At 74.1% G+C, this 23,521-nt stretch carries 16 protein-coding genes and 1 pseudogene; 5 read left to right on the forward strand and 12 right to left on the reverse strand.

All coding sequences use genetic code 11. The features are described 5' to 3' along the window. Positions 1 to 627 precede the first annotated feature (627 nt). Both ACWCP2_RS31870 and ACWCP2_RS31875 read left to right on the forward strand, forming a co-directional pair. The gene (locus tag ACWCP2_RS31870; protein WP_450912036.1) at positions 628 to 2,025 is read left to right on the forward strand and encodes a M20/M25/M40 family metallo-hydrolase; all 1,398 of its coding nucleotides are present in this window, start codon (positions 628 to 630) and stop codon (positions 2,023 to 2,025) included. Between the two features lie 41 nt (positions 2,026 to 2,066). After that, positions 2,067 to 3,578, forward strand: coding sequence for a YfcC family protein (locus ACWCP2_RS31875; protein ID WP_450912082.1), 1,512 nt, complete (start codon positions 2,067 to 2,069; stop codon positions 3,576 to 3,578). 14 nt (positions 3,579 to 3,592) lie between these two features. Here ACWCP2_RS31875 and ACWCP2_RS31880 read toward each other — a convergent pair whose 3' ends face one another. The 9 genes from ACWCP2_RS31880 to ubiG all read right to left on the reverse strand — a co-directional run bounded on the left by ACWCP2_RS31880 (position 3,593) and on the right by ubiG (position 13,170). Beyond that, complete coding sequence (locus ACWCP2_RS31880) at positions 3,593 to 4,678, reverse strand: polyprenyl synthetase family protein (protein WP_450912037.1); 1,086 nt, start codon at positions 4,676 to 4,678, stop codon at positions 3,593 to 3,595. Then, entirely contained in the window at positions 4,675 to 5,835 is a 1,161-nt protein-coding gene (locus ACWCP2_RS31885; RefSeq protein WP_450912083.1) for a 3-hydroxybenzoate 6-monooxygenase, read from the reverse strand. The genes ACWCP2_RS31880 and ACWCP2_RS31885 overlap by 4 nt, the downstream gene beginning before the upstream one ends. Positions 5,836 to 5,927: 92 nt before the next feature. Further along, a complete protein-coding gene (locus ACWCP2_RS31890; protein ID WP_450912038.1) occupies positions 5,928 to 7,859 on the reverse strand; it encodes an anthranilate synthase family protein in 1,932 nt (643 codons plus the stop codon). After that, complete coding sequence (locus ACWCP2_RS31895) at positions 7,856 to 8,521, reverse strand: isochorismatase family protein (protein WP_450912039.1); 666 nt, start codon at positions 8,519 to 8,521, stop codon at positions 7,856 to 7,858. Before ACWCP2_RS31895 ends, ACWCP2_RS31890 begins: the two co-directional genes overlap by 4 nt. A gap of 131 nt (positions 8,522 to 8,652) precedes the next feature. Then, the gene (locus tag ACWCP2_RS31900) at positions 8,653 to 9,423 is read right to left on the reverse strand and encodes a 2,3-dihydro-2,3-dihydroxybenzoate dehydrogenase (protein WP_450912084.1); all 771 of its coding nucleotides are present in this window, start codon (positions 9,421 to 9,423) and stop codon (positions 8,653 to 8,655) included. Between the two features lie 14 nt (positions 9,424 to 9,437). Then, positions 9,438 to 9,908, reverse strand: coding sequence for a DUF2834 domain-containing protein (locus ACWCP2_RS31905; protein WP_450912040.1), 471 nt, complete (start codon positions 9,906 to 9,908; stop codon positions 9,438 to 9,440). Between the two features lie 51 nt (positions 9,909 to 9,959). After that, entirely contained in the window at positions 9,960 to 11,465 is a 1,506-nt protein-coding gene (locus tag ACWCP2_RS31910; protein WP_450912041.1) for a flavin-containing monooxygenase, read from the reverse strand. Beyond that, complete coding sequence (locus tag ACWCP2_RS31915) at positions 11,462 to 12,436, reverse strand: 1,4-dihydroxy-2-naphthoate polyprenyltransferase (RefSeq protein ID WP_450912042.1); 975 nt, start codon at positions 12,434 to 12,436, stop codon at positions 11,462 to 11,464. The genes ACWCP2_RS31910 and ACWCP2_RS31915 overlap by 4 nt, the downstream gene beginning before the upstream one ends. Beyond that, on the reverse strand, positions 12,433 to 13,170 hold the full coding sequence (ubiG, locus tag ACWCP2_RS31920) for a bifunctional 2-polyprenyl-6-hydroxyphenol methylase/3-demethylubiquinol 3-O-methyltransferase UbiG (RefSeq protein ID WP_450912043.1): 738 nt from the start codon (positions 13,168 to 13,170) through the stop codon (positions 12,433 to 12,435). The genes ACWCP2_RS31915 and ubiG overlap by 4 nt, the downstream gene beginning before the upstream one ends. Before the next feature lie 190 nt (positions 13,171 to 13,360). Here ubiG and ACWCP2_RS31925 point away from each other — a divergent pair, with 190 nt between their 5' ends. Continuing rightward, complete coding sequence (locus tag ACWCP2_RS31925; RefSeq protein WP_450912044.1) at positions 13,361 to 14,626, forward strand: FAD-binding protein; 1,266 nt, start codon at positions 13,361 to 13,363, stop codon at positions 14,624 to 14,626. Between the two features lie 63 nt (positions 14,627 to 14,689). On the opposite strand, the gene metG is transcribed toward ACWCP2_RS31925, so the two are convergent. Together metG and ACWCP2_RS31935 are read right to left on the reverse strand one after the other, a co-directional pair. Next, positions 14,690 to 16,405, reverse strand: coding sequence for a methionine--tRNA ligase (gene metG, locus ACWCP2_RS31930; RefSeq protein WP_450912045.1), 1,716 nt, complete (start codon positions 16,403 to 16,405; stop codon positions 14,690 to 14,692). A 253-nt stretch (positions 16,406 to 16,658) separates the two neighbouring features. Then, positions 16,659 to 18,842, reverse strand: a complete 2,184-nt coding sequence (locus ACWCP2_RS31935; protein ID WP_450912046.1) for a hypothetical protein — start codon at positions 18,840 to 18,842, stop codon at positions 16,659 to 16,661. A gap of 313 nt (positions 18,843 to 19,155) precedes the next feature. Here ACWCP2_RS31935 and ACWCP2_RS31940 point away from each other — a divergent pair, with 313 nt between their 5' ends. Further along, a complete protein-coding gene (locus tag ACWCP2_RS31940) occupies positions 19,156 to 19,683 on the forward strand; it encodes a sigma-70 family RNA polymerase sigma factor (protein WP_450912047.1) in 528 nt (175 codons plus the stop codon). 881 nt (positions 19,684 to 20,564) lie between these two features. After that, a pseudogene (locus ACWCP2_RS31945) lies at positions 20,565 to 21,284 on the forward strand (IclR family transcriptional regulator domain-containing protein); the annotation flags it as partial. Positions 21,285 to 21,739: 455 nt separating this feature from the next. Here ACWCP2_RS31945 and ACWCP2_RS31950 read toward each other — a convergent pair. Then, positions 21,740 to 23,506 (reverse strand): serine/threonine-protein kinase, encoded by a 1,767-nt coding sequence (locus tag ACWCP2_RS31950; protein ID WP_450912048.1) that lies wholly within the window; start codon positions 23,504 to 23,506, stop codon positions 21,740 to 21,742. Between the last annotated feature and the right edge of the window lie 15 nt (positions 23,507 to 23,521).

Raw genomic sequence — 23,521 nt, forward strand, 5'->3', positions numbered from 1 at the left:
GGGCGGTGGGTCAGGGCGTGACCGTGCTGGACCTCGCGTACGCGGCCATCTCCACCGCGCTGACCGGACTGGTGATCTACGGCCTCAGCCCGGGCCCGGAAGCGCCGCCGAGGGCCGCGGCGCGGACGGCCGGGGACCCGGGCGCGGCCCCGGCTGCGACCCGGCCGGAACGCACAGGTCGACCCGGGCGCCGCGCCCGTGGCCGTCCCCGGCCACCGCGACGTGACCGTGCAACGGGCAGAGCGCCGCCACCAGGCCGGCCCCGGCGAAGTACTGCCAAGCGGTCACCGCGCGTTCTCCCGATTCCGCCGCAGGGATGAGGACTACGCCTGAAGAAACGATCACGGCGGTGCTTCGACACGCGGCAGACAGGTCAAGATCGGCCCTCGGCCGCCCAGTTCGAGCCACCGCGCGCCGGCACGGCCCCCGGCCCGTCCCGGCCCCGCACCGGCAGGCGCGCCGTCCCGCACCACCCCGACGCGCCGTCGCGCGCCCGCGACCCGGCGGCCGTCCTTCACCCGCCCGGCCCACTCCGCCACGGCGCGGCCCGCTCCCCCCGCCGATGATCGGAGAACCCGATCCCGCAGCTCAGCGGGGTCGCCCCGGGGAGCACAGGGACGGTGGCAGGTGGACGCGGACGGCTCGCAGACCCTCGAAGCACAGGTCGACGCCCTGATGGACGGCCTGCGGGCCGACCTGGAGCGGATCGCGTCGATCCCCTCGGTCGCCTTCCCCGGCTACCCGTCGGAGCCCGTCGAGGAGGCGCACGACCTGCTCGTCTCCCTGCTGCGCGAGGCGGGCGTCCCCACCATCGAGCGGATCGACCTCCCCGACACCGCCCCGGTCATCTACGGCGAGATCCCGCCCCCGCACCCGGACGCCCCGACCGTCCTGCTCTACGGGCACTACGACGTCCAGCCCGCCGGCAACCCGACCCTGTGGCTCTCCCCGCCCTTCGAGCCCACCCCCGTCGCCGGCGTCCCCGGCGCCCTGCGGGCGCGCGGAATCGCCGACGACAAGTCGAACGTGATCGCGCACCTGGGCATGCTCCGGGTCTACGGCGGCCGCCCGCCCGTCGGGATCAAGCTGGTGATCGAGGGCCAGGAGGAGTACGGCAGCCCCTTCGACGACTACCCGCCCACCGATCCGGACCGGTTCGCCTGCGACGCGATGGTCATCGCCGACCTCGGCAACCTGCGCCCCGGCACCCCCACCCTGACCACCGGTCTGCGCGGGGCCTGCGAGGTCGTGGTGGAGGTGCGCACCCTCACGGAGGCGCGCCACAGCGGGGAGTTCGGCGGAGCCGCCCCCGACGCCCTGCTGGTCCTGCTCCGGGCGCTGGCCTCCCTGCACGACGAGCACGGGGACGTGGCGGTGCCCGGGCTGCGCCGCGATCCCTGGGAGGGAACGACCTACACCGAGGAGGAGTTCCGCGAGCTGGCCTCCGTACGGGACGGGCTGCCGCTGATCGGCACCGGCTCGCTGGGCGAGCGGCTGTGGAGCGGGCCCGCGGTCACCGTCATCGGGCTGGACGCCCCGGACGTGGCGGGCGCCGCCTCCGCCGTGGTCCCCTACGCGCGGGCCAAGCTGAACCTGCGCTTCCACCCGCTCCAGGACCCGCGGGAGGCCCGGAAGGCGCTCGTGGACCACCTGCGCGCCCAGCGCCCGTTCGGGATCGCGCTCACCGTCACGCCGGGCGACACCGGCCCCGGCTTCGAGGCGCGGACGGGCGGGCCGGCGTACCGGGCGGCGCTGACCGCGCTGAAGGAGGCCTGGGGCACCGAGGCCTCGTACGTGGCGACGGGTGGCTCGATCCCGCTGGTGAACGGCCTCGCCCGGGCCGCTCCGGACGCGGAGGTGCTGCTCTTCGGGGCGCAGGACAGCATGTGCAACCTGCACGCGCCGAACGAGCGGGTGCTGCTGTCCGAGGTGCGCAACACGGTGGTCGCGATGGCCGCCTTCGTCCGGGAGTACGCGGCGGACTTCGGTGCGCAGGCCCCGCCGTCCACGGGAGGCGGGCAGTGACCACGACGCCCCCGCCCCCGGCCCCGCCCCAGATTCCGACCGTGCAGGCTCCGCCGGAGGAGCCGCCGCCCGCGCGGAAGCTCTCCTTCCCCAGCGCGCTGACCATCCTGGCCATCGTCACCGTCGCGATCTGGCTGCTGGCCTTCCTGATCCCGGCCGGCGAGTACGACCGCGACGACAGCGGCTCCCCCGTCTCCGGCACCTACCACCGGGTCGAGGGGACCCGGAGCTTCACCGATCGCCTGAACGACCTGTTCCTCTCCCCCGTCAACGGGCTCTACGGCCTCCAGGACCCCAAGACCGGCGAGGTCGGGCCCACCTTCAGCGGCGATCTGTACGGCAGCGCGGGCGTGTTCCTCTTCGTGCTGGCCATCGGCGCCTTCATCACCGTCGTGTTCGCCGCCGGCGCCCTCGACCGCGGCATCGCCCGCCTCGCCCACCGGCTGCGCGACCGCGGGGCGCTGCTGATCGCGGCCGTGATGGTGGTCTTCTCGATCCTGGGCACCGTGGAGGGCTTCGCCGAGGAGACCCTCGGGTTCTACGGACTGCTCGTGCCGATGATGCTGGCCCTCGGCTACGACCGGCTGGTCGCGGTCGGCGCCGCCATCCTCGGCGCGGGCGTCGGCGTGCTCTGCTCGACGGTGAACCCGTTCGCGACGGGCGTGGCCTCCTCGGCGGCCGGGATCTCGCTCGGCGACGGGATCGGGCTGCGCTTCCTCATGTGGATCGTGCTGACCACCGTGACGGTGCTCTACGTGATCCGGTACGCGCGCCGGGTCCAGAGGGATCCCGCCAAGTCGATCTGCGGGTTCCTGCCCGGGGACCGGGAGCAGAAGGCCACCGGCGACGAGGAGGCGGAACCGGAGCTGACCGGACTGCACAAGACCGTACTGGTCCTCCTGGTCCTCGTCTTCGCCTTCATGATCTTCTCGGTGGTGCCCTGGTCGAGCGCGCTCACCGGCGACGCGGACGCGGCCCCGTACGCCTGGGAACTGGACTGGTCCTTCGCCCAGTTGGCGGCGCTGTTCATCTGCGCGGCCGTGCTGATCGGCCTGGTCGCCCGGATGGGCGAGGCCAAGCTCAGCTCCACGCTCATCCAGGGCGCCGCGGACTTCATCTCGCCCGCCCTGGTCATCATGCTGGCGCGCGGGGTCACGGTCATCATGAACAACTCGAAGATCACCGACACGGTGCTGCACTCCATCGAGGGCGTGGTGAAGGGGACTTCGTCCGGGGTGTTCGCGATCATCGTCTTCCTCGTGAACCTCCCGCTCGCCTTCCTGATCCCCTCCACCTCCGGGCACGCCACGCTCACCATGCCGATCCTGGCCCCGCTCGCCGACTTCGCGGGGGTCTCCCGCGCGCTGATGGTGACGGCCTGGCAGTCGGCGAGCGGCTGGATGAACCTCTGGGTCCCCACCACCGCCGTCACCATCGGCGGCGTCGCACTGGCCAAGGTCGGCTACGACAAGTACCTGCGCTTCGTCTGGCCGTTGCTCGGCATCCTCTTCGTGATGATCTGCGGGTTCCTGGCCCTGGGCGCCGCGATGTGACGGCGGCGGGGCTCTCAGCGTCGCCGGACGACCACGAACTCGGCGAGCGCGGTGAGCTGTTCGCGGACCTCTTCGGGCAGGTGCACCGCGTCGAGGGCGTCGAGGGCGGTGTCGTACTGCCGCCTCGCCTCGGCGGAGGTCCACGCGCGGCCCCCGGCCTCCTCGATCAGGGCGGCCCGGAGCGCGAACTCCGCCTCGCCGAACGCCTCGTGCGGTGCGGTCGCGGAGGCGGACCCCGCGTCGGCGGCGAGCAGTGCGGCGAGGCGCTCCGCGGCCGGGCCGCCCGCCTCCAGCGCCGCGCACACCGGCAGCGACTTCTTGCGCTGCTTGAGGTCGCTCCAGGCCTGTTTGCCGGTCTGCTCCGGCGTGCCCCAGATGCCGAGCAGGTCGTCGACGGCCTGGAAGGCGAGCCCGAGGTGGTACCCGTAGCGCCCCAGGGCGTCGGCGGTCACGTCGTCGGCGCCGCCCAGGACGGCGCCCATGGAGACGGCGCAGGCCAGGAGCGCGCCGGTCTTGTTGCCCTCCATCTCCAGGCATTCGGCGACCGTCGCCCGGCCGCGCTGCTCGAAGGAGATGTCCTGGGCCTGGCCGTCGATCAGCTTGCGGGTGGCACTGTTCAGCAGGCGCGCGGCGCGGTTCGCCTCGACGGTGCCCCGTTCCAGCAGCACCTCGCCGGCGAGCGCCAGCAGGGCGTCCCCGACCAGGATCGCCTGCGCCGGACCGTGCACCTTCCAGACCGTGTCGCGGTGGCGGCGCTGCTCGTCGCCGTCCATGAAATCGTCGTGCAGCAGCGAGAAGTTGTGCACGAGCTCGACCGCGACCGCCCCGGTCACCCCGGCCGCGGGCGGGGCGCCGACGGCTTCGGCGGAGATCAGGGCGAGGGCGGAGCGCAGGGCCTTGCCGCCGTCGCCGTCCGACGGGTTGCCCGCGGCGTCGATCCAGCCGAAGTGGTAGGCGGCGATGGTGTCCATGGGCGCCGCCAACCGAGCGACAGCCTTGCGCAGCGCGGGCGTCGACAGGGTGCGCCCCCGCTCCAGCAGGCCGGGTACGTCAACGGCGCCGGCGGCGCGGGGCCTCGGCTTCACGTCCAGACGGTTCATGCTGTCTCCTCCCAGGAAGGCCGGGCGCCGTGCAGCCAGGCCATGTGCGCGTACAGGTCGTCCTCGCCCAGGGACCGCAGCATCGCGTTGCGCGCGCGGGCGGCCTCCCCGGCGGGGTGGTAGAGCCGTTCGCCCATCTCCCTGGCCAGGAGCTGGACGCGTGCGGTGCGCTCGCGGCGTTCGGCGGCGTACTTCTCCAGGCGCGCGGGCACGTCGCCGGCGGTGGCCCCGCCGAGGACCTCGCCCAGGACCACGGCGTCCTCCAGGGCCTGGCACGCGCCCTGGGCGGCGTACTGGAGCATCGGGTGGGCCGCGTCGCCGAGCAGGGTCACCCGCCCGTCGGTCCAGACGTCCACGGGATCGCGGTCGCACAGCACCCACTCGCGCCACTGCGCGCCCAGTTCGAGGAGCCGGCGGGCGGGGCCGCGCAGCTCCCCGAAGCGGGCGCGCACGAGGTCCCGGCCGGCGGGCCGGCCCGCCACGGGCTCGCGGGCGCCGTCGTCCAGGGTCGCGGCGAGGTTGAGGTACTTCCCGCCCCCGATGAGGTAGTGGACGAAGTGCCAGCGGGGGCCCGCCCACAGCGTCACCGCGTCCCACCGCAGTTCCTCGGGCACCTCCCCGATCGGTATCACCGAGCGGTAGATGGTGTGCCCGCAGACCCGGGGCTCTCCGTCGCCCACGAGCTGGGCACGGACCGCCGACCGGATCCCGTCGGCTCCGACGAGCAGGTCGCCCGCGAAGCTCCGCCCGTCGGCCGTGGTCACGGTGACGCCCGACGGGCGGTGCGCGTACGCGCGCACGGCGGCGCCGGTCACCAGTTCGATGCCGTCGGCCGCGCGGCACGCCGCGAGCAGCGGCTCGTAGAGGTCTGCGCGGTGCACCACCGCGTAGGGGCCCGCGAACCGGCGCCGGTAGCGCTCGGTGAGGGGCAGGGCGACGACGCTCTCGCCGGTGACCCCGTCCATGAAGCGCAGTGCGGCGACGAACACCGCGCGCTCGCGCACGGCCCGCCCCACGCCCAGCCGGTCCAGGGCGCGGAAGGCGTTCGGGGCGAGCTGGATGCCCGCGCCGAGCTCCGCGAAGGCCTCCGCGCGCTCCAGGACCGTGACCCGGTGCCCCTGTCGGGCGAGGGAGAGGGCTGCGGCGAGACCGCCTATGCCCCCGCCGGCGACGAGTGCGTGCGGCGTGGCCGCGTGGGCGTGGGCGTGGACACTGGCCGTGGCGCTCGCCTTCGCGTTCGGGTGCGCGTTCACGACCGCAGCACCCCGGTGAGCAGCGAACCGAGGATGCGCCGGCCCTCCTGCGTCAGGACGGACTCCGCGTGGAACTGTACGGAGGCGAAGCGGCGGCCCTCCAGGGCGTGCACCTCTCCGGTGTCCCGGTCCCGGCTGACCGTCACCCGGCCGTGGACCGGGTGGTCGAGGACGTCGGCGCCGGCGCGGGCGGCGAACGTGTTGTAGAAGCCCACCCGTTCGCGCCCTCCCGGCAGCTCGATCTCGCGCTGGACCCCCTGGTTGGGTGCCGCGCGGCGGACCAGGCCGAGACCGAGGAACCCGCTCAGCACCTGGTGGCTCAGGCACACGCCCAGGAAGGGCCGCTCCCGTGCGAGCAGCCGCGACACCTCGGCCCGCAGGTGCGCGATCCTCGGATCCGCGAGGTCACCGGGGTCGCCCGGACCGGGGCCCAGGACCACCACGTCGTGCGCCGCGGTGTCGTACGGCTCGTCGAACCGCCGTACGGTCACCTCCGCGCCCAGGGAGCGGATCAGCTGGGCGAGCATCGCCGTGAAGGTGTCCTCGGCGTCCACTACGAGGACCCGGCGCCCCGCCAGTTCGGCGCCGGCCCCGTCCCTGCCGGCCGGTTCGTCCAGCCAGAACCCGGCGACGTTCTCGTTGCGCAGGGCGAGCGCGGCACGGACCTCGGGATGGGCGGCGAAGCGGCTGGGGGCGGGCCCGGCCAGGGCCGCGAGCAGCCCGGCCGCCTTGGCCCGGGTCTCGCGCGCCTCGGCCCCGGGATCGGAGTGGCGCACCAGCGTGGCCCCGACGCCGATGCGCAGCCGGCCGTCCACGGCGATGTCGGCCGTCCGGATCAGGATGGCGGAGTCGAGGCTCCGGGCGCCCGAGGGATCCCGCCCGATCAGCGCGGCGACGCCGCTGTAGTAGCCGCGTCCGGTGGTCTCGTGGCGGCTGATCACCCGGGCGGCGTTCTCCAGCGGTGCGCCGGTCACCGTCGGGGCGAACAGGGTCTCGCGGAGGATCTCGCGGACGTCGAGGTCGGTACTGCCCTCGATGAGGTACTCGGTGTGCGCGAGCCGGGTCATCTCCTTGAGGTGGGGGCCGATGAGCCGCCCGCCCGACGGGCAGAGGCGGGACATCATCTTCAGTTCCTCGTCGACGACCATGTACAGCTCGTCGGCTTCCTTCCGGTCCGTCAGGAAGGACAGGACGCCGTCGAGCGTGGGGCCGCCCGGGGGGTAGCAGTAGGTGCCGCTGATGGGGTTCATCACCGCGGTGCCGCCCCGGACGCTGATGTGGCGCTCGGGGGTGGCGCCGATGAGCATCCGGTCGCCGGTGTGCACGAGGAAGGTCCAGTAGGCCCCCGCCTCCCGTTCGAGGAGGCGGCGGTAGAAGGACAGGGCGCCGACGACCGAGCAGTCCGGCAGCCAGGCCGTGAACGTCCGCTTGATCACGAAGTTCGCGCCTTCGCCGGTGCCGATCTCGTCGGCGACGACCCGGCGCACGATGTCCGCGTACGCCTCGTCCGAGAGGTCGAACTCCTCGGATTCGACCTTGACGGGGTCGTCGGGCAGCCGGCGCAGGGCCTCGGCGAGCGGGAGGTCCTGCCGGCCGGTGACGGTGAGCGCGATCAGCGGCGTGCCGTCGTCGAGGGCGGCGAACCCGCGCTCGGTGATCTGCCGGTACGGCACCAGGGCGAGCACCTCGCCCGCCCCGGGCGGAGCGGCGGGGGCGGCCGGGTCGGTCGGACCGGCCGGGGCCGTGGGGGCCGTGTGCTCCGTGAGCGGCAGGTCGGCCAGCGTGGCGCAGGCGGCCGCATCGCCCAGCAGCACCTCCAGGGTGCCCGGGACCGTGGACTCCGGGCGGTACAACAGCGCGAAGGCTCCCGCGGAGCCGTCGAGGACCCGGGCGAGGAGGTCCGGGGGCACGGCGCCCGGCCCGGTCACCGCCGGCCTCCCGCCGGTGCGGCGGCGGCCAGCGCCTCGCACACGGAGGCCGTGGTGAGCACGGCGGCGCACCGCTCGGCCGCGTACTCCAGGGCGAGCCGGTGGTAGGAGGCGGAGAAGTCGGCGACGGCGTCGCCCACCAGGAACGGCTGGATGTCGTGGGTGAACGCGTCCACGGCCGTCATCAGGACCCCGACGTGCGCGTAGACCCCGCAGACGACGAGCTGGTCGCGGTCCTCGGCCCGCATCCGTTCCAGCAGGCCCGAGTTGAAGAAGGCGCTGTAGCGCCACTTGGTGAACACCCAGTCCTTGGGGGCCGGTTCCAGTCCGGCGACGACGCGGCGGTGCTCCGGCGACGTACGCATCCCGGGGCCCCAGAAGTCCGCGAGCAGACCCCGCTCGGCGGGCGTCATCCCGCCGGGCTGGGCCGTGTAGGCGACGGGGACGCCGAGTTCGGCGCAGCGCCGGCGCAGCAGGACTGCGTTGCGCACGAGGGGGTCGCGGGGCGAGGTGCCCCGGGCGAACGGCCGGAGGAAGTACTCCTGCATGTCGTGGACCAGCAGTACGGCGCGCCGCGGGTCCACCCGCCAGCCGACCGCCGCGGGAGGGAGCTCACCGGGCAGGGGCATCGGGTAGGGATCGATGGAAGGGAGGCCTGCCATGCGGTGGTCGGTCCTTTCGGGATGCGGTCGGTGGACGGGGCGGGTACGGGGGCGGGGGTACGGCGGTGCCCGTACGGCGTGCCGGTACGGCGGGGCGGGTACGGCGCAGCGGCGCGGTGGGGCCGGCCGGGCTACGCCCCGAGGGTCGCCCCGCCGTCGACGGTCAGGCCCTGCAGCGTGATGTGCCCGGCCTCCTCCGACAGCAGGAAGCGGATGGCGTGGGCGACGTCCTCCGGGCTCGCCACCTTCCCCAGCGGTATGCCGGTCCGGTAGGCCCCCGGGTCCCCCTCCACCGAGGCGGCGACCGCGCTCCCGTCGGCGTGCATGCCGTGCAGCATGCGGGTATCCGTGGAGCCCGGGGCGACCACGTTGCAGCGGACGCCGTACCGGGCGACCTCCAGCCCCATGCACTTGGTGAAGGCGACCGCCGCCGCCTTGGACGCCGCGTAGGCGGCCATGTGCGAGCGGGCGGTGCCGGCGGCGTTCGACGCGACGGTGACGATGGAGCCCCTGCGGCGCGCCACCATGCGGCTGACGACGGCGCGGGACACGAAGAAGACCCCGTTCGCGATGACCCCGAAGGTGAGGTACCACTCCTGGTCGCTCAGGTCGGTGACCTCGCCGAGGCGGAGCACCCCGGCGGCGTTCACCAGGTAGTCGATGGGCCCCAGTTGCTCCTCCACCGCCTCCACCACGGCTTCGACGTCGGCGCTCGACGTCACGTCCGCCGGAAGGCCGCGGACCGGCAGGCCTTCGGCGGCGAGCTTCCCGACCGTTTCCCACAGCTGCCCGTTGTCCAGGTCCACGGCGGCCACCACCGTGCCCTGCTCGGCGAGCAGCCGGACCACGGCCGAGCCGATGCCGCCCGCCGCGCCGGTCACCAGGGCGATTTTGCCGGCCATCCCGTTTCCGTCGCTCATCGCGAGGCCGTCGTCGCCACGGGCCGCAGGGCGGACCGGTCCGCGAACTCCTCGGCGGCCGCGAACCGTTCCCCCGCGGCGATCCGGCCGTCGGCATCGCGCAGGGCCGCGATCCTCAGCTGGCGGACGAGCATGAAAAGGCCGTAGGTCACGATCAGCGCGATGGCCGGGGCCCCGAGGATGTAGGCCCATACGTGCCGGATGCCGAACCGCCGGCTCTCCACGATCATGTAGGCGCCGACGGCCGCCCAGGTGAGCACCAGGTCCATGTACACGAACCGGGTCGCCTGGTTGGTGGTGGAATCGCGCAGGAAGTTCTCGACGACCCCCAGCGCCCCGGCGTCGGCGTTCTGCACGACGAAGGAGACGGCCATCCACCCCATGACGATCAGACCGGTCAGGGCGGACGCCCCGTACAGGAAGCACAGGGCCCGGTCCTTCCCGCGCACCTCGCTCAAACGCGTCACAACTGCCTCCCAGGCATTGGTTGTCGCCCTGCGGCCCGACCGGCCGCGGGGTCACCGTTCGTAGCTGTAGTCGTCCAGGTCGAAGTGCCGCGCCCGCCAGGCCGCTTCGTAGGTGGAGGCGGGGCGGACCGCCGGAGCGTCTCCGTGCTCGTCCAGGTAGTAGCTGTTCGTGCCCTGGCAACTCGGGTCCAGGAAGACGGTGTTGCGCATGCGGCGCAGGTTCCGGCGGAAGGAGCGGTCGTGCTTCTCCGGGCGGACGACCGCCTCCGTGGCACGGCGCCGCCTGGCTTCGCCGATCACCCTCAGGGCGTGGGTCACCTGGTAGTCGATCATTCCGAACCAGGATCCGCCGGTGAAGGAGTAGGGGCCCACGATGAACCACAGGTTCGGGTAGCCCTTGATCGACGTGCCCTCGTACGTCTGGAACCGCTCCGTCCTCCAGAACTCCTTGAGGTCCCGGCCCCCTCGGCCGCGCATCGGGAACGGGGGCAGGTTGTCGAGCACGTGGAATCCGGTGGCCAGGATCAGCACGTCCAGGTCCCTCTCCTCGCCGTCCGTGGTGCGGATGCCGGACGGGGTGATCTCCTCGATGGGTTCGGTGACCAGCTCGACGTCGTCGCGGGTGAAGGAGCGCCAGTAGCCCTTGCTCAGCGACGGCCGCTTGCAGCCCACCCGGTAGGAGGGGGTCAGCTTGGCGATCAGTGCGCGGTCGCCCTTGACCTGACGTCGCAGGTAGAGCTTGGACGCCGCTTCCCCGGCCCTCGCGAGGAAGGGGAAGCGCCGGTAGTGGACCATGGCGATCACGAAGCTGAGCTCGGTCACGACGTCCGTGAGCAGCCGGATCGTCCGCTGCGTCGCGGGAACCCTGCGAAAGAGCCGGCGGACGGCCTGCGGCACCGCGACGTCCGGTTTCGGGAGCAGCCAGATGGGGGTCCGCTGGTAGACGTGGAGCCGCTCCGTGCGCCCGGCGATCTCCGGGACGATCTGGACCGCCGAGGCGCCGGTGCCGATGACTCCCACGCGCTTGCCGTCCAGGTCCAGGGACTGGTCCCACCGCGCCGTGTGCACGAGGTCGCCCTTGAACGTGTCGAGGCCGGCGATGGCGGGCGTCTTGGGCTGGGTGAGCCATCCGGTGGCGCAGATGACGAAGCGCGCGGTCAGGGTGGTGCCGTCGCCGAGGACCACGGTCCACAGGTGCGCCGATTCGCTGTAGGCGGCGCGTTTGACACGGGAGTTGAAGCGCAGATGGGGCCGCAGGGCGTACGCGTCGACGCAGTGGTCGGCGTACGCCTTGAGCTCCTCCCCCGGAGGGAAGACCCGGGACCAGGAGGCGAAGGGTTCGGTGGCGAAGGAGTAGGAGAAGGCGGAGATGTCCACGGCGACACCGGGGTACTTGTTGGCGTACCAGCTGCCGCCCACGTCGTCCCGCTCCTCCAGGACGACGAAGTCGTCGATGCCCGCCCGGCGCAGGCCGAGCGCGGCTCCGATGCCCGAGAACCCCGCGCCGATGATCAGGACTTCGTGGTCGGGGCTCCTCGTCTCCCTCCGGGCGGTCACAGGGCCACGCCGATCGCCAGCAGGGACCCGAACGCGAGGAGGAGCAGGCAGGTGTGCTCCAGCGCCGGAATCAGGTCGCGGCCGGCCGCCGCGCCCAGCACCCGGCGCACCGGGTGGACGGCGACCGGGGCCGCGCCGAGGACGAGGAAGGCCCCGGGCCGGGCGGAGGCGAGGAGCAGCGCGGACACGAAGGCCGCGGCGACGCAGAGGACGTAGAACCGCCGGGTCGGTCCGGCGCCCATCCGCACCGCGAGGGTGATCTTCCCCGCGGCGGCGTCGGTGGGGATGTCGCGGAGGTTGTTCGTGGTGAGCAGCGCGACCGCGAGGAAGCCGAGGGGTACGGACGCCGCGAGCGCGACCGGGGGGACGTGCCCGAGCTGGATGGCGGCGGGGGCGCAGACGAAGACGACGCCGTGGTAGAGGAAGATGCTGAGTTCGCCGAGCCCGCGGTAGCCGTAGGGCCGCGCGCCGCCGGTGTAGAACCAGCCGCCGAGGGCGAGGGCCACGGTCAGGGCGAGCACCCACCACGAGACCAGTACGGCCAGGACCAGCCCGGCCAGGGCCCCGACGGCGTACAGCGCCAGTCCGTGCCGGAAGACCTGGCCGGGAGTGGCCCGTCCCGAGCCCACCAGCCGGGCCGGGCCCGCCCGGTGGTCGTCGACGCCGCGGATGCCGTCGCTGTAGTCGTTGAAGAAGTTGGTCCCGAGGACGAAGCCGAGGACGAGCACGGCCGTCAGGGCGGCGTGCCAGCGGTCGACGGTCCCGGCCCCGGCGGCGATGGCGAGGCCCACGGCGAGCGGGGCGAAGGTGACGGGCAGGGTCTTGAGCCGCGCCCCGGCCACCCAGCTCCGCACGGCACCGGGCCGCACCGGCTGCGGCGGCTGCACCGGCTGCGGCGGCTGTCGCCGCGGCTGCTTCGGCTCTTGCTCCGGCTGCTGCTTCGGCTGCTGCTTCGGCTGCTGAAGGGTCACTTCTTCGACCCCACGCCCAGGTAGAGGACGGACGTGGACCTGGTGCGCACCATGGTCACCTCGTCGAGCCGGCCGGCCGCGAAGCGGGCCATCTCGCGCATCCGCGGGCGCAGGCCGAGCAGTTCGAGCTCGACGCCGTTCTCCCGCGCGGCCCGGGTCAGCCGCTCCCGGTTGACGAAGAGCCGGTGGTCGTGGGTGCCGCGGGGCGGCCGGCCGGGGAGGGGGAGGTTCTCGGCGAGGGTGATCGAGACCAGCCGGGCCACGCGGGTGTCGGCGATGGTGTCGACGATCAGCGTGCCTCCGGGACGCAGCACCCGGCAGGCCTCCGCCACCACGGCGTAGGGATCCGGTACGTGCTCCAGGCACTGGCCCGCGGTGACCACGTCGAAGGACTCGTCCTCGAAGGGAAGCCGTGACACGTCCGCCCGGACGACCTCGTCGAACCCGTGCCGCAGGGCCTCGCGGAGCGACATCTCCGACAGGTCGACGCCGACCACGCGGTACCCCTTGGCCGCCGCGTGCGGGCCGAACAGTCCCCCGCCGCAGGCGATGTCGAGCAGGGCGGCCTGCTCGTTCCGGGCGGAGGGAACGAAGTGCGCGCGGGCCCGTGCGATCCAGCCCAGTGGCGCGAGCGCCCCCCTCGGATCCCACCACTCGCCGGCGAGCCCGTCGTAATCCGAGATGAAGTCGTCCCGGATTTCCGACCTGTCCTTTTCTCCACTGCGCGTAAGCAAAGCGGTTTACCTCCGCCCATCGGTCGCACTGCTGTCAGCCTTTTACGGAAGCCTGACAGGGGCGGATAGAGCCCGCATGGAGCATCCCTATAGCCGACGGCCCGCGAGCGGCCCGCGTCCTTCCGGAGCGGGACCGCGTCCGGTTACTGTCCCCTGGCTTCCCCGACTCCGGCGAAAAAGGTGGCACACGATGAGCGCATTCGGCAGCGATTTCGGTCACGCCCTCTCCATCACCCCCGAAAAGGTGGTCCGGGAGGGAAGGGACGGAGAGATCGGCGACCTCATGGCCGCGGCCGCCGCCTCGGGCAAGGATACGGCCGTACGGGGCGCCGGCCGCTCCTGCAATACGCAGACGCTCGCGTCCGGCACCGTGCTGGACAATGCCCGCGCGGACGCGGAGCCGCGCTTCGCGGGCGGGGAACACCTCGTGGAGGTCCCGAGCGGAATCACCTGGCTGGCCCTCGAGAAATGGCTGAACGGGCACGGGCGCGCCAATCCCGTCCTGCCCAGTTATCTGAATCTCACGGTGGGCGGAACGCTGTCGGTCGGCGGCTTCGGACACGGTTCCCTGCGGTCGGGACTCCAGATCGACCAGGTGGAAGAGATCGAACTCGTCGACGGAACGGGACGTTCGCGCACCTGCTCCCGTCAGGAGAATTCCGAGTTGTTCCGGTTCGCCCTGGGCGGCCTGGGGCAGGTCGGTTTCATCAGCACCGTGGTGCTCCGGACCGTGCCGTACCGGGCGGTCACTCCCGTCTCCAGGATTCCGCACACGGGAATATCCGATCTCGCGGAATTCATGAGGAACGTCGCCGACGATCCCGCGGTGTCCGGCTATTTCGGCATGTACGACCGGACCTCGTGGTATTCACAGATCGCTTTCGCCGCCGAGGCCGCGGAAGCGGTGGCGGCCGGCGAGCCGGGCACCGTGCTGCCCGCCCCCGACTACTCCCTGCTGCTGCACCAGGAGGTCGAGCAGCACCTGCTGCCCGTCCTCCAGGACGCGTCCCGCGTGAACCTCTGGGCCGACTACGTCTTCGACGCGGCGGGCTTCGAGGGGATCACGAAGACCCTGGAGGAACTGACCCGCGAGTCCCCGTTCGCCGACCACCTGATCAGCCTGTACTTCCTGGTCATCGGGCGTCCCGAGGAGGCGACGCCGTTCGTCTTCGCCCCGTCGCTCGACGTCCCGGTCCAGTACGGGATCGGCGTGTTCACCACCATCGAGGGGTCCGGCTCCCCCGCGGTGGCCGAGACCCGCAGGGTGCTGCGCGAGCTGCTGGCGGCCTGCGCGCGGGCCGGGGGCCGCCCGTACCTGTACGGCTCCCACGAGCTGGACGCGGAGCTGCTGGAGGGCTTCTACGGCGCGGACGCGCTGCGGCGGCTGGAGTCCCTGCGCGAGGAGCACGCGCTGACCCGCTTCAACCCGCGCGCCTTCGGCGGCGTACGCCCGTGAGGAACGCGCGCAGGGGCGCGACCCGGTTCGGGCCGCGCCCCTGCGCGGGTCGATCCTGTGTGGCTAGGCGTCGGGGTTGCCGCCGAAGCGCTCGCGGTAGGACTCCAGGTCGTCGTCGGTGATCTTCGCGAAGAGCACCGGCGGGACCGTGAACGGCGTGCCCGCCGGGACCGCGTCCAGGGAGGCGGCCTGCTCCGGGGTGATCCACGTCGCCGTGTCGTCGGCGAGGTCGAACGCGGAGCGCATGGCGCGCGCCGAGGCCGGGATGAACGGCTCGGAGACCACCGAGTAGAGGTGGATGAGGTTCATCGCCGTGCGCAGGGTGAGCGCCGCGCCCTCCAGGTCGGTCTTGACCTCCAGCCAGGGCGCCTTCTCGTCGAGGTACGCGTTTCCGGCGGACCACAGGGCGCGCAGCGCGGCCGCGGCCTTGCGGTACTGGAGCGCGTCCATGTGGCCCTCGTACTCGGCCAGCAGTTCGGCGATCTGCGCGCCCAGCTTGGCCTCCGCCTCGCCGGCGGGGCTGCCGGCGGGGACCTCGTCGCCGAACTTCTTGCGGGAGAAGGTCAGGACGCGGTTGACGAAGTTGCCCAGCGTGCCGCCGAGGTCCTTGTTCACCGTGGCGGTGAAGTGCTCCCAGGTGAAGGAGGAGTCGTCGGACTCGGGCGCGTTGGCGATGAGGAAGTAGCGCCAGAAGTCGGCCGGGAGGATCTCCAGCGCCTGGTCGGTGAAGACGCCGCGCTTCTGCGAGGTGGAGAACTTGCCGCCGTAGTACGTCAGCCAGTTGAAGGCCTTGACGTAGTCGACCTTCTTCCACGGCTCGCGGGTGCCCAGCTCGGTGGCGGGGAACATCACCGTGTGGAACGGGACGTTGTCCTTGGCCATGAACTGCGTGTAGCGCACGTCCTCGGCCTCGTACCACCAGGACTTGTAGTCGCGGTTCGCCGGATCGGCGTCCGCCCACTCCTTGGTGGAGGCGATGTACTCGATCGGAGCGTCGAACCAGACGTAGAACACCTTGCCGTCGGCGGCCAGCTCGGGCCACGTGTCGGCGGGGACCGGGACGCCCCAGTCGAGGTCACGCGTGATGGCGCGGTCGTGCAGGCCCTCGGTCAGCCACTTGCGGGCGATGGAGGACGCGAGCTGCGGCCACTCCTCCTCGTGCTCCGCGACCCAGGCCTCGACCTCGACCTGCAGCTTGGACTGGAGGAGGAAGAGGTGCTTGGTCTCGCGGACCTCCAGCTCGGTGGAGCCGGAGATCGCCGAGCGGGGCTCGATGAGGTCCGTGGGGTCCAGGACGCGGGTGCAGTTCTCGCACTGGTCGCCGCGGGCCTTGTCGTAGCCGCAGTGCGGGCAGGTGCCCTCCACGTAGCGGTCCGGCAGGAAGCGGTCGTCGACCGGCGAGAAGACCTGCCGGATCGCGCGCTCCTCGATGAAGCCGTTCTTCTCCAGCTGGCGCGCGAAGTGCTGGGTGATCTCGCGGTTCTGCTCCGAGGAGCTGCGGCCGAAGTAGTCGAAGGACAGCTCGAAGCCGTCGTAGACCGCCTTCTGGGCGTCGTGGGCCTGCGCGCAGAACTCGGCGACCGAGAGGCCGGCCGCCTTCGCGGCGAGCTCGGCGGGGGTGCCGTGCTCGTCGGTGGCGCAGATGTAGAGGACGTCGTGGCCGCGCTGGCGGAGGTACCGGGAGTACACATCCGCCGGAAGCATCGACCCGACCATGTTGCCCAGGTGCTTGATCCCGTTGATATAGGGAAGCGCGCTGGTGATCAGGTGTCGAGCCATCCTCGGATGCTCCATTTCATATATGCCGGTACGACGTGACGTGCGGTTCATCGTATCGAACCGCCGAAACGCCACGCCCCGCATTTCTTCGGGGTGGACTGGGGGTACAGCGCAGAACTGACGGGTGCAATGCAAAAGCGAGGACTGTGACCTCTCCGTCACGGCCCTCGCGCTGCGGCCATGGTACAGCGGGCCGGGCAGCGCCCGGACCGCCGTCCATCCCCGGTGGGACACCGTCCGCGGAGACGGGGGGTCAGTCGCGGCCGCCCCGGGCGCCGTCGATCGCGGTGATCCGGGCGCCGCTCGCGAGCCTGCCCGTCAGGGTGGCCGCGGGGCCCTGCGGACCGGCGACGGGGACGGCCAGGGTCCGGCCGGCCGCCTCCGCGCGGACGGAGCCGGCCGCGGTGATGCCCGCGACCTCGCGGCTGCCTGCCGCCAGCAGGTACCAGCGGCCGGCCGGCGACCTCCACCGGGTGCCCGCGAGGAGGTGCTGCCCGAACCGTCCGCACGCGGCGGTCCCGCGGGACCGCGCCACGTCCTGCGGAGCTCCGGCCGGCAGGCGCAGCTGGACCAGGACGTCCCCCGGGCCGGCCCAGCCGGAGGCACGGGTGCAGGTCCACACGGCCCGTCCCGCGCCGTCGGGGAGCTCGGAGCCGGCGAAGTCCCAGATGTTGACGGCCCGTACCCCGCCGCCGCGGTACTCCCGCAGCCGGCAGGCGACCGGCGCCCACGCCGCCCGGGCGGCCGGGCCGGTGGCCTCGCGCGGCTGGCGCGCCGCCACGGCCGCCGGACCGTCGGGCAGCGGGGTGTAGGTCAGGTGTACGGGGGTCAGCGCGCCCAGGTCCGCGAGGACGAAGGCGTGCTTCTCCACGATCCGGGCGGAGGAGGTCAGCTCCAGTACGGGCCAGGCCGCGCAGGCCCCGCTGCGGCCGGCGCCCTCCGCTCCGTCCGTACGCGGGACCGCGGTCTCCTCCGTGACCCCGTCGGCGGAGACGGCCAGCGGCGTGGCCGCCTCCCCCGTCCGCAGCAGGTCGCGGGTGCCGGCCCGGGCGATCCACGGCGCGAGCAGGTACCGGGCCCGGCCCGCGTCCGTGCTCCCGCCGCCGGGGGAACGGCTCAGGGTCAGCGCGGCGGCGGTGGTCACGTTCGCCTCGTCGGTACGGGCGAAGGCGAGTTCCCTGCCCCGCGGCCCGGCCGGGCCGTCGGCGCCGCCGGCGCCGTCTGCGGGCTCGCCGTACCGGACCACCCGGTCCCCGTCGAGCAGCACCACCACCGCCCGGCCGGCTACGTCCCCCGCGTACAGGAGCTGCGGCGCGCGCGGCGGGGCATCGGTGGCCGTCCCCGGCGCGGCCGTCACCTCCACCTCCCGGGGCCGGGTGGCCCATGCCCCCAGGGCGCGGGCCAGCAGGCCCCGGTCGGCGGTGCGGGCGCCGCGCGCGGGCCAGGCGGTGAAGTCGACGCGGGCGGTGTCCGCCCAGGCCTCGGCGGGAACGCGGACCAGCCGGGCGGGGTCCAGCGCCCCGGCGACGGCCGGTCCGGCGAGCGGCGACACCTCGGGGCGGGGCGGCGACCCGTCGGCCGCGAGGAGCCCGGCGGCCAGGGCCAGGGCGAGGGCGGCCGCGGCGGTCCAGCCGGCCCGGGTACGGCGCCTGCGGCGCAGCAGGTCGGTGGGGCGGGCACTGACGACGGCGGCGTCGAACCCGGCGCCGCCCGGGCCCCGCAGGAGCGTTTCCCCAGCGGTGCTCCCCCCTGCTCGCCCATCGGCGCTCCCCGCGGCCCCGCGCGGGACCGCACCGGCCGGCGCATCCGCCACGGGCCGGGCCCACGCTCCGCGGCCCGGCGGCGGAGCACCGCCGCCGACCGCGCCCGGGCCCGCTTCCGAGCGCCCGGCGCCGCCCTCCCACGCGTGCCAGGCGGCCAGCGCCTCCCGTACGGAGTCCGCGGGGTCGGCCACCCCGGCCGCGGCGAGCAGCCGGGCCACCGCCTCCTCGGGCAGGCCGTCCATGCCGTGCAGGACGAACGCGGCCCGGACCGGCCCGGGCGCCGCGCCGAGCACCCGGGCGGGCTCGTCGATCCCGCCCGCCGGAGGCCACAGCCGCAGCCCCCAGACGAAGGGCGGCACCGGTGGCCAGCCGAGCCCGGCCGCGGCGAGACGGGCCCGGCCGGCCGGAGCGAGGCTCGCGCGCAGAACCCGTACGCGCACCTCGGTCAGGGGGCCGCCCGGCCCGTCGGGCCCGGCCGGAGCCTGGGTGCTGCCGCGCCCGCCGCGCGGGAGTGCCCGCTGGACCGCCTTGTGCGCGAGGAGTACCCGGGTATGACGGCCCAGGGTGACCGGGAGCGTCACGTAGGCGAGCCGTACCAGTTGGGGGTAGTGCTCGACGAGGACGGCCTCGGCCTGCTCCACGGCGGTGGAACCGAATCGCTGTGTTGTACCCACCCTCCGACAAACGAGTGAATCTTGGGATGGTCACACGCCGTGCCCTCCGAGACCGAACGAAACGGGCGCACGGGAGAACGGCATATGCGTTTGCGCTGGTTGAGCGGGTGCGCGATCGACATCGATCAACAGGTGATCATCACCGAACGTAATTCCTCCAGCTTTCGTCTCTGCGCCCTCCGAGTGCGCCCGCGCTGATTTCCTTGCCCCGCACACGGGATGGGGTGGAGCGGTGAGCGATGGCAGCGGTCTTCCGGAGGAGTCCGGCGGCGGGGCCGTGGGTCTGCCGAGCCGGCGACGGCGGCCGGCGCCCATGAGCCAGTGGAATCCGACGGCGCGCCTGTCCTACTGGGCCTTCCACGCCGACCGGCGTCCGGCCTACATGCGGTTCGCGTACCTGCAACTGGGCTCGGACGCGGCGGCCGAGGAAGCGGTCGACGCCGCCTTCGACTCGATCATGTGCGAATGGCTGCGGATGCTGCACATGGACCGGCTCGACGCCTACGCGTGGACCGTCCTCAAACAGCGGCTGATCGACCGCCAGTTCCGCCGCAGCCCCTGCCCGGAGCCGATGGACACCAGTGCCTTCGAAGCGGCGCTCAAGGAGGCCCCCGCGGAAGCCGACCAGTACGAGGTGCTCACCGACACGATCCGCTTCTACTCCGCCGTCTCCCGGCTCGCCGAACGGCAGCGCGACACCGTGCTGTTGAGGTACGGACTCCAGTGCACCCCCGGCGAAGCCGCCGCGATCATGGGGGTGGACGAGGCCACGGTCCGCTCGCAGCTCGGCCAGGCCCAGCGGCGGCTCGCCCGGCTGCTCGACACCCCGGCCGAGTCATGAACCGCAACACGAGCCGCGGAACCCGCCGCGAGGACGGCGGACTCCCGCGTTCCCTGGAGCAGTTCCTGGCCCGGGCGAGCGTGCGCGACCGCTATCCGCACTACGACCTGGGCGCGGCGGAGGCCCGCCTGCTGCGCGGCGCCGGCTCCACCACCCCGGAAGCCCGCCTGCTGCGCGGCGCCGGCTCCGCCGCGGCGGGCTCGAAGAAGCCGCTCCCCGCCCCGGTCCCCAGGCGCGGCGGACCCCACGCCCGGCGCCGCACCCTGGGCTGGAGCGACCCCCTGCGCGATCTGCCCCTGGACTCCGAGCGGGCCGGACGCGACCTCAAGGCCGCCTGCCTGGCCTCCGTGTGCGCCACCGGCGCCCGGGAGCGGCTCGACGCCTTCCAGAGCGGCGGCCACGCCGACCTGCCCGGAGCCGTGGTCTTCGGCTGCCTGCTGCACCTGGCGGGGCTGCGCGAAGGGGCCCGGTTCTGGTGGCAGTTCGCCGCCGGCTCCGGGCGCAGCCGCACCACGCACGCCGCGTACTGCCTCTTCCTCGACCACTCCCGCCGCGGCGAGCACCACGACGCCCGGGTCTGGGCCCGGGAGCTGGGCCGGCGCCGTTTCCGGCCGGGCGGGCGGCGGGAGCTCCGCGAGGTACGGCTGTGCGCGCAGGCGGCCGTCCTGCGCTACGTCGACCAGCTCGACGACCCCGACCTGGGCCCGGTGCCGCTGCCCAGGCCCGGACTGTCCCGGGCGCTGGACGCGTTCCGGCCGCCGGCCGCCGCACCGCGGCCGCCCCGGCCCGGGGCGGGCCGGCTGGGGCCGGGCCCGCTGCGCCACCCCGCGCTGACGGCGGCGGCCCGCGGGACCGTCGTCCAGCCCGGCGGGGGCGAGGCGCTGGCGGCCGCGCGGCGCGCCCTGGCCGTCGTACGGGTCCTGCAGCGGCGGCCGCTCGGCGTACGGGCCGGGCGGCTCGCGCGGGAGGCCGGCCTGGCCGAGGCGGAGTTCGGGCCGCTGCTGTCGATGCTCTGCGAGGAGGAGTACGCGTACCGCTCCGGCGCCGGGGTCTACGCCCCCGGGCCGGCCCTCGACCGGCTCGCCGCCCCGGGCGGCCGGGGCCTGGCGGGCCAGTTGCAGCGCACGCTGGCCCTCACGCGGGACAGCGCGGGCGCGGCCGTCTACCTGAGCCGGTACGCGGAGGGGGAGGTCCGGATCACCCAGATGGCGGACGGACCCGGCGCCCCGCCGGTACGGGAGTGGGTGGACTTCCGGGACGCGGCGCACGCCAGCGCGGTGGGCAAGTGCCTGCTGAGCCAGCTCGACCACGACGGCCGCGCCGACCACGTGGCCCGGCACCGGCCCGCCCGGCTCACCGAGCGGACCATCACCGACAGCCGGGCCCTGTTCAGCGCGCTCGACGCGGTGGCACCGGGGGCGCCCGTCTTCGACCTGCGCGAGTACGCCCCCGGCGTGGTGTGCGCGGCGGTCCCCCTCGCACTCGGCGACGCGGCGGGCAGCCTCGCGCTGTCCCTGCCCGGCGGGCACGCGCACCGGCTGGGCCGGGCCACCGACGCCCTCCGGCGCAAGGCGGTTCCGGTGCTCCTGGCCCTGCTGCTGGCGGGGGCGATCCCGCCCGACGGCGCGGACTCCCCGGAGGCGGCGGCGGGGACGGCGGACACCACCGGCGCGGACGGGCCGGAGCATCGGCCGGACCTCCCCTCGGGCCTCCCGTCGGGCCTCCCGTCGGAGCCGCGGCCGGAGCTCCGTCCGGACTCCCGGTCGGAGCCGCAATCCCCGCCGATACCGATGCCGGTGCCGCTGCCGGTCACGGCCGAGACCCTGCGCCAGCTGCGCAGGGCGTTCCGGACCCCGCTGACGCGGGGCACGGGCGGGGCGGACGGACCCCACCTGGTCAGCGACAGCGCCTCGGAGGCGGCGTACCTCTTCGACGCGCCGCCGGACGACGGAGCCCCGGGCCTGGCGCTCCCGCGCACCTTCGCCCCGCTGGCCCCGGGCAGCCTGCGGACGGCGGGCGGGCAGGACGGGCTGGTGGTGCTGCGCACCTGACCGGGTCAGGGAGTGACGGAGAGGGGCGCGCCGGGGACGAAAGTGGCCACGGCGGTGTCGAAGTGACGCCTGGCCGCGTCGCGTTCACCCACCGGGGCGGAGACCCAGATGTCGTACATCCGGCCGTTCTGGTCCCAGCAGAGGTCGTAGGTGTGCCGGGCCCCCTCGGCCGGGTCGAAGCCGTTCCAGGTGAATTCCCAGAGCGCCGCCGGGAGTTCGTGGCGGGTCGTCGCGACGACCGAACCGCCGCGATAACCGGCGTTGGTGTCCGGGCCGTTCGCGTGCGCCTGCCGCATCACACCGAGCGGGCCGCCGGCCACCGGCATCTTCACCCGGATCCCGATGCGGAAGGCCCCGTCGGGGGAGACGTAGAAGACCCGCTGGTCGTCGGTGGCCCGCTGGTAGCCCGCGGGCACCGCCAGGGCGAAGCCCTGCGGATCGGCGACGGTCCGGTACCCGGAGGGCGGCCCGCCCGGGCTCCCGCCCCCCGGACTCGGCGTGGAATCCGGGCCGTTCAGGGCCGAGGAGGGGCTCGGCGCCGAGGACGGGCCCGGGGTCCGTGAAGTGCCGGGGGTCGGGAAGGGGCCGGCCGTGCCGCCGGGCGCCGCCGGCGCGCTCCGCGACTCCCGCCCCGCTTCGTTCTCTCCGGACAGCAGGTTCAGCGGGTCGGCGCCCACGACCACCCCGGCCGCCACCAGGACCGCGGCGGCCGCGATCAGCCCGAGGCGCAGGCCCGGCCGGGTGGCGACGCGCTGCCTGGCCGTCGGGCGCGGAGCCACGGCCGGCGCCGTCAGCCCCTCGGACACGGGCGCTGGCGCGGGTCCGGCGGCGGGTCCGGCTGCGGGGGCGTCCCCGGCCGGTGGGGCCGGCGGCCCGTCGGCCGGTACGGGCCTGCGGTCGGCCGGTACGGTCCCCCGCCCGGCCGGTACGGCCCCCGGCCCGGCCGGGCCGCCGCCGGACAGGTACGCCGACAGCAGCCGGTCCGCCTCGGCCGCCGCCATCCTCCGCTCCGGGTCGCGTTCCAGCAGGCCCCGGATGACCGGCAGCAGCGGCCCCGCCTGGGCGGGTGGGCGGATCTCCCCGGAGACGACGGCGTGCAGGACGCCGCCCAGTGAATCGCGGCGGAAGGGCGATTCCCCGGTCAGCGCGGTGCACATGAGCGTGCCCAGCGACCACAGGTCGGCGGCCGGTCCGGCCTCGGCGCCCTGCATCCGCTCGGGAGCGGTGTACTCGGGCGAACCGATGAAGGCGCCCGTCTGGCTGATGGTGGTGGCCCCGGAGAACCGGGCGATGCCGAAGTCGGTGAGCACCACACGGCCGGTCCCCGACTCCATGAGGACGTTGGCCGGCTTCACGTCCCGGTGGAGCACCCCCCGGCCGTGCGCCGCGGTCAGGGCGCCGAGCAGGGCATGGGCGGTCCTGGCCGTCTCGACCGGGGTGAGGGTCTTCCCGGCGGAGATCAGGTCGGCGAGCGAACCGCCGTCGACGAGTTCCATGACGATGCAGGGCCGACCGTGGTGTTCGACGACGTCATGGACCACGACGACATGGGGGTGCCGTACGTGCGCCACGGCGCGCGCCTCGCGCAGCGCTCCCGCGGCCACACCGTCCCCGTCGCCCTCGCCCGCGTGCAGTTCCTTGACGGCGACCGGACGCCCGAGCAGTTCGTCGGTGGCCCGCCAGACGGTGCCCATCCCGCCCCGGCCCAGCCGGTCCTCCAGGCGGTACCGCCCGGCCACCACGACACTGCCGCGCACCTCGTCCTGTGCCACCGCGCTCCCCCCTCG

This window comes from Streptomyces sp. NPDC002104, from assembly GCF_053593795.1.

Excerpts from the sequence above, each read along its gene's own strand:
- ACWCP2_RS31895 (WP_450912039.1), bottom strand. The coding sequence starts at position 8,521 with ATGGCAGGCCTCCCTTCCATCGATCCCTACCCGATGCCCCTGCCCGGT.
- ACWCP2_RS31925 (WP_450912044.1), top strand. The coding sequence starts at position 13,361 with ATGAGCGCATTCGGCAGCGATTTCGGTCACGCCCTCTCCATCACCCCC.
- ACWCP2_RS31940 (WP_450912047.1), top strand. The coding sequence starts at position 19,156 with ATGAGCCAGTGGAATCCGACGGCGCGCCTGTCCTACTGGGCCTTCCAC.
- metG (WP_450912045.1), bottom strand. The coding sequence starts at position 16,405 with ATGGCTCGACACCTGATCACCAGCGCGCTTCCCTATATCAACGGGATC.
- ACWCP2_RS31880 (WP_450912037.1), bottom strand. The coding sequence starts at position 4,678 with ATGAACCGTCTGGACGTGAAGCCGAGGCCCCGCGCCGCCGGCGCCGTT.
- ACWCP2_RS31900 (WP_450912084.1), bottom strand. The coding sequence starts at position 9,423 with ATGGCCGGCAAAATCGCCCTGGTGACCGGCGCGGCGGGCGGCATCGGC.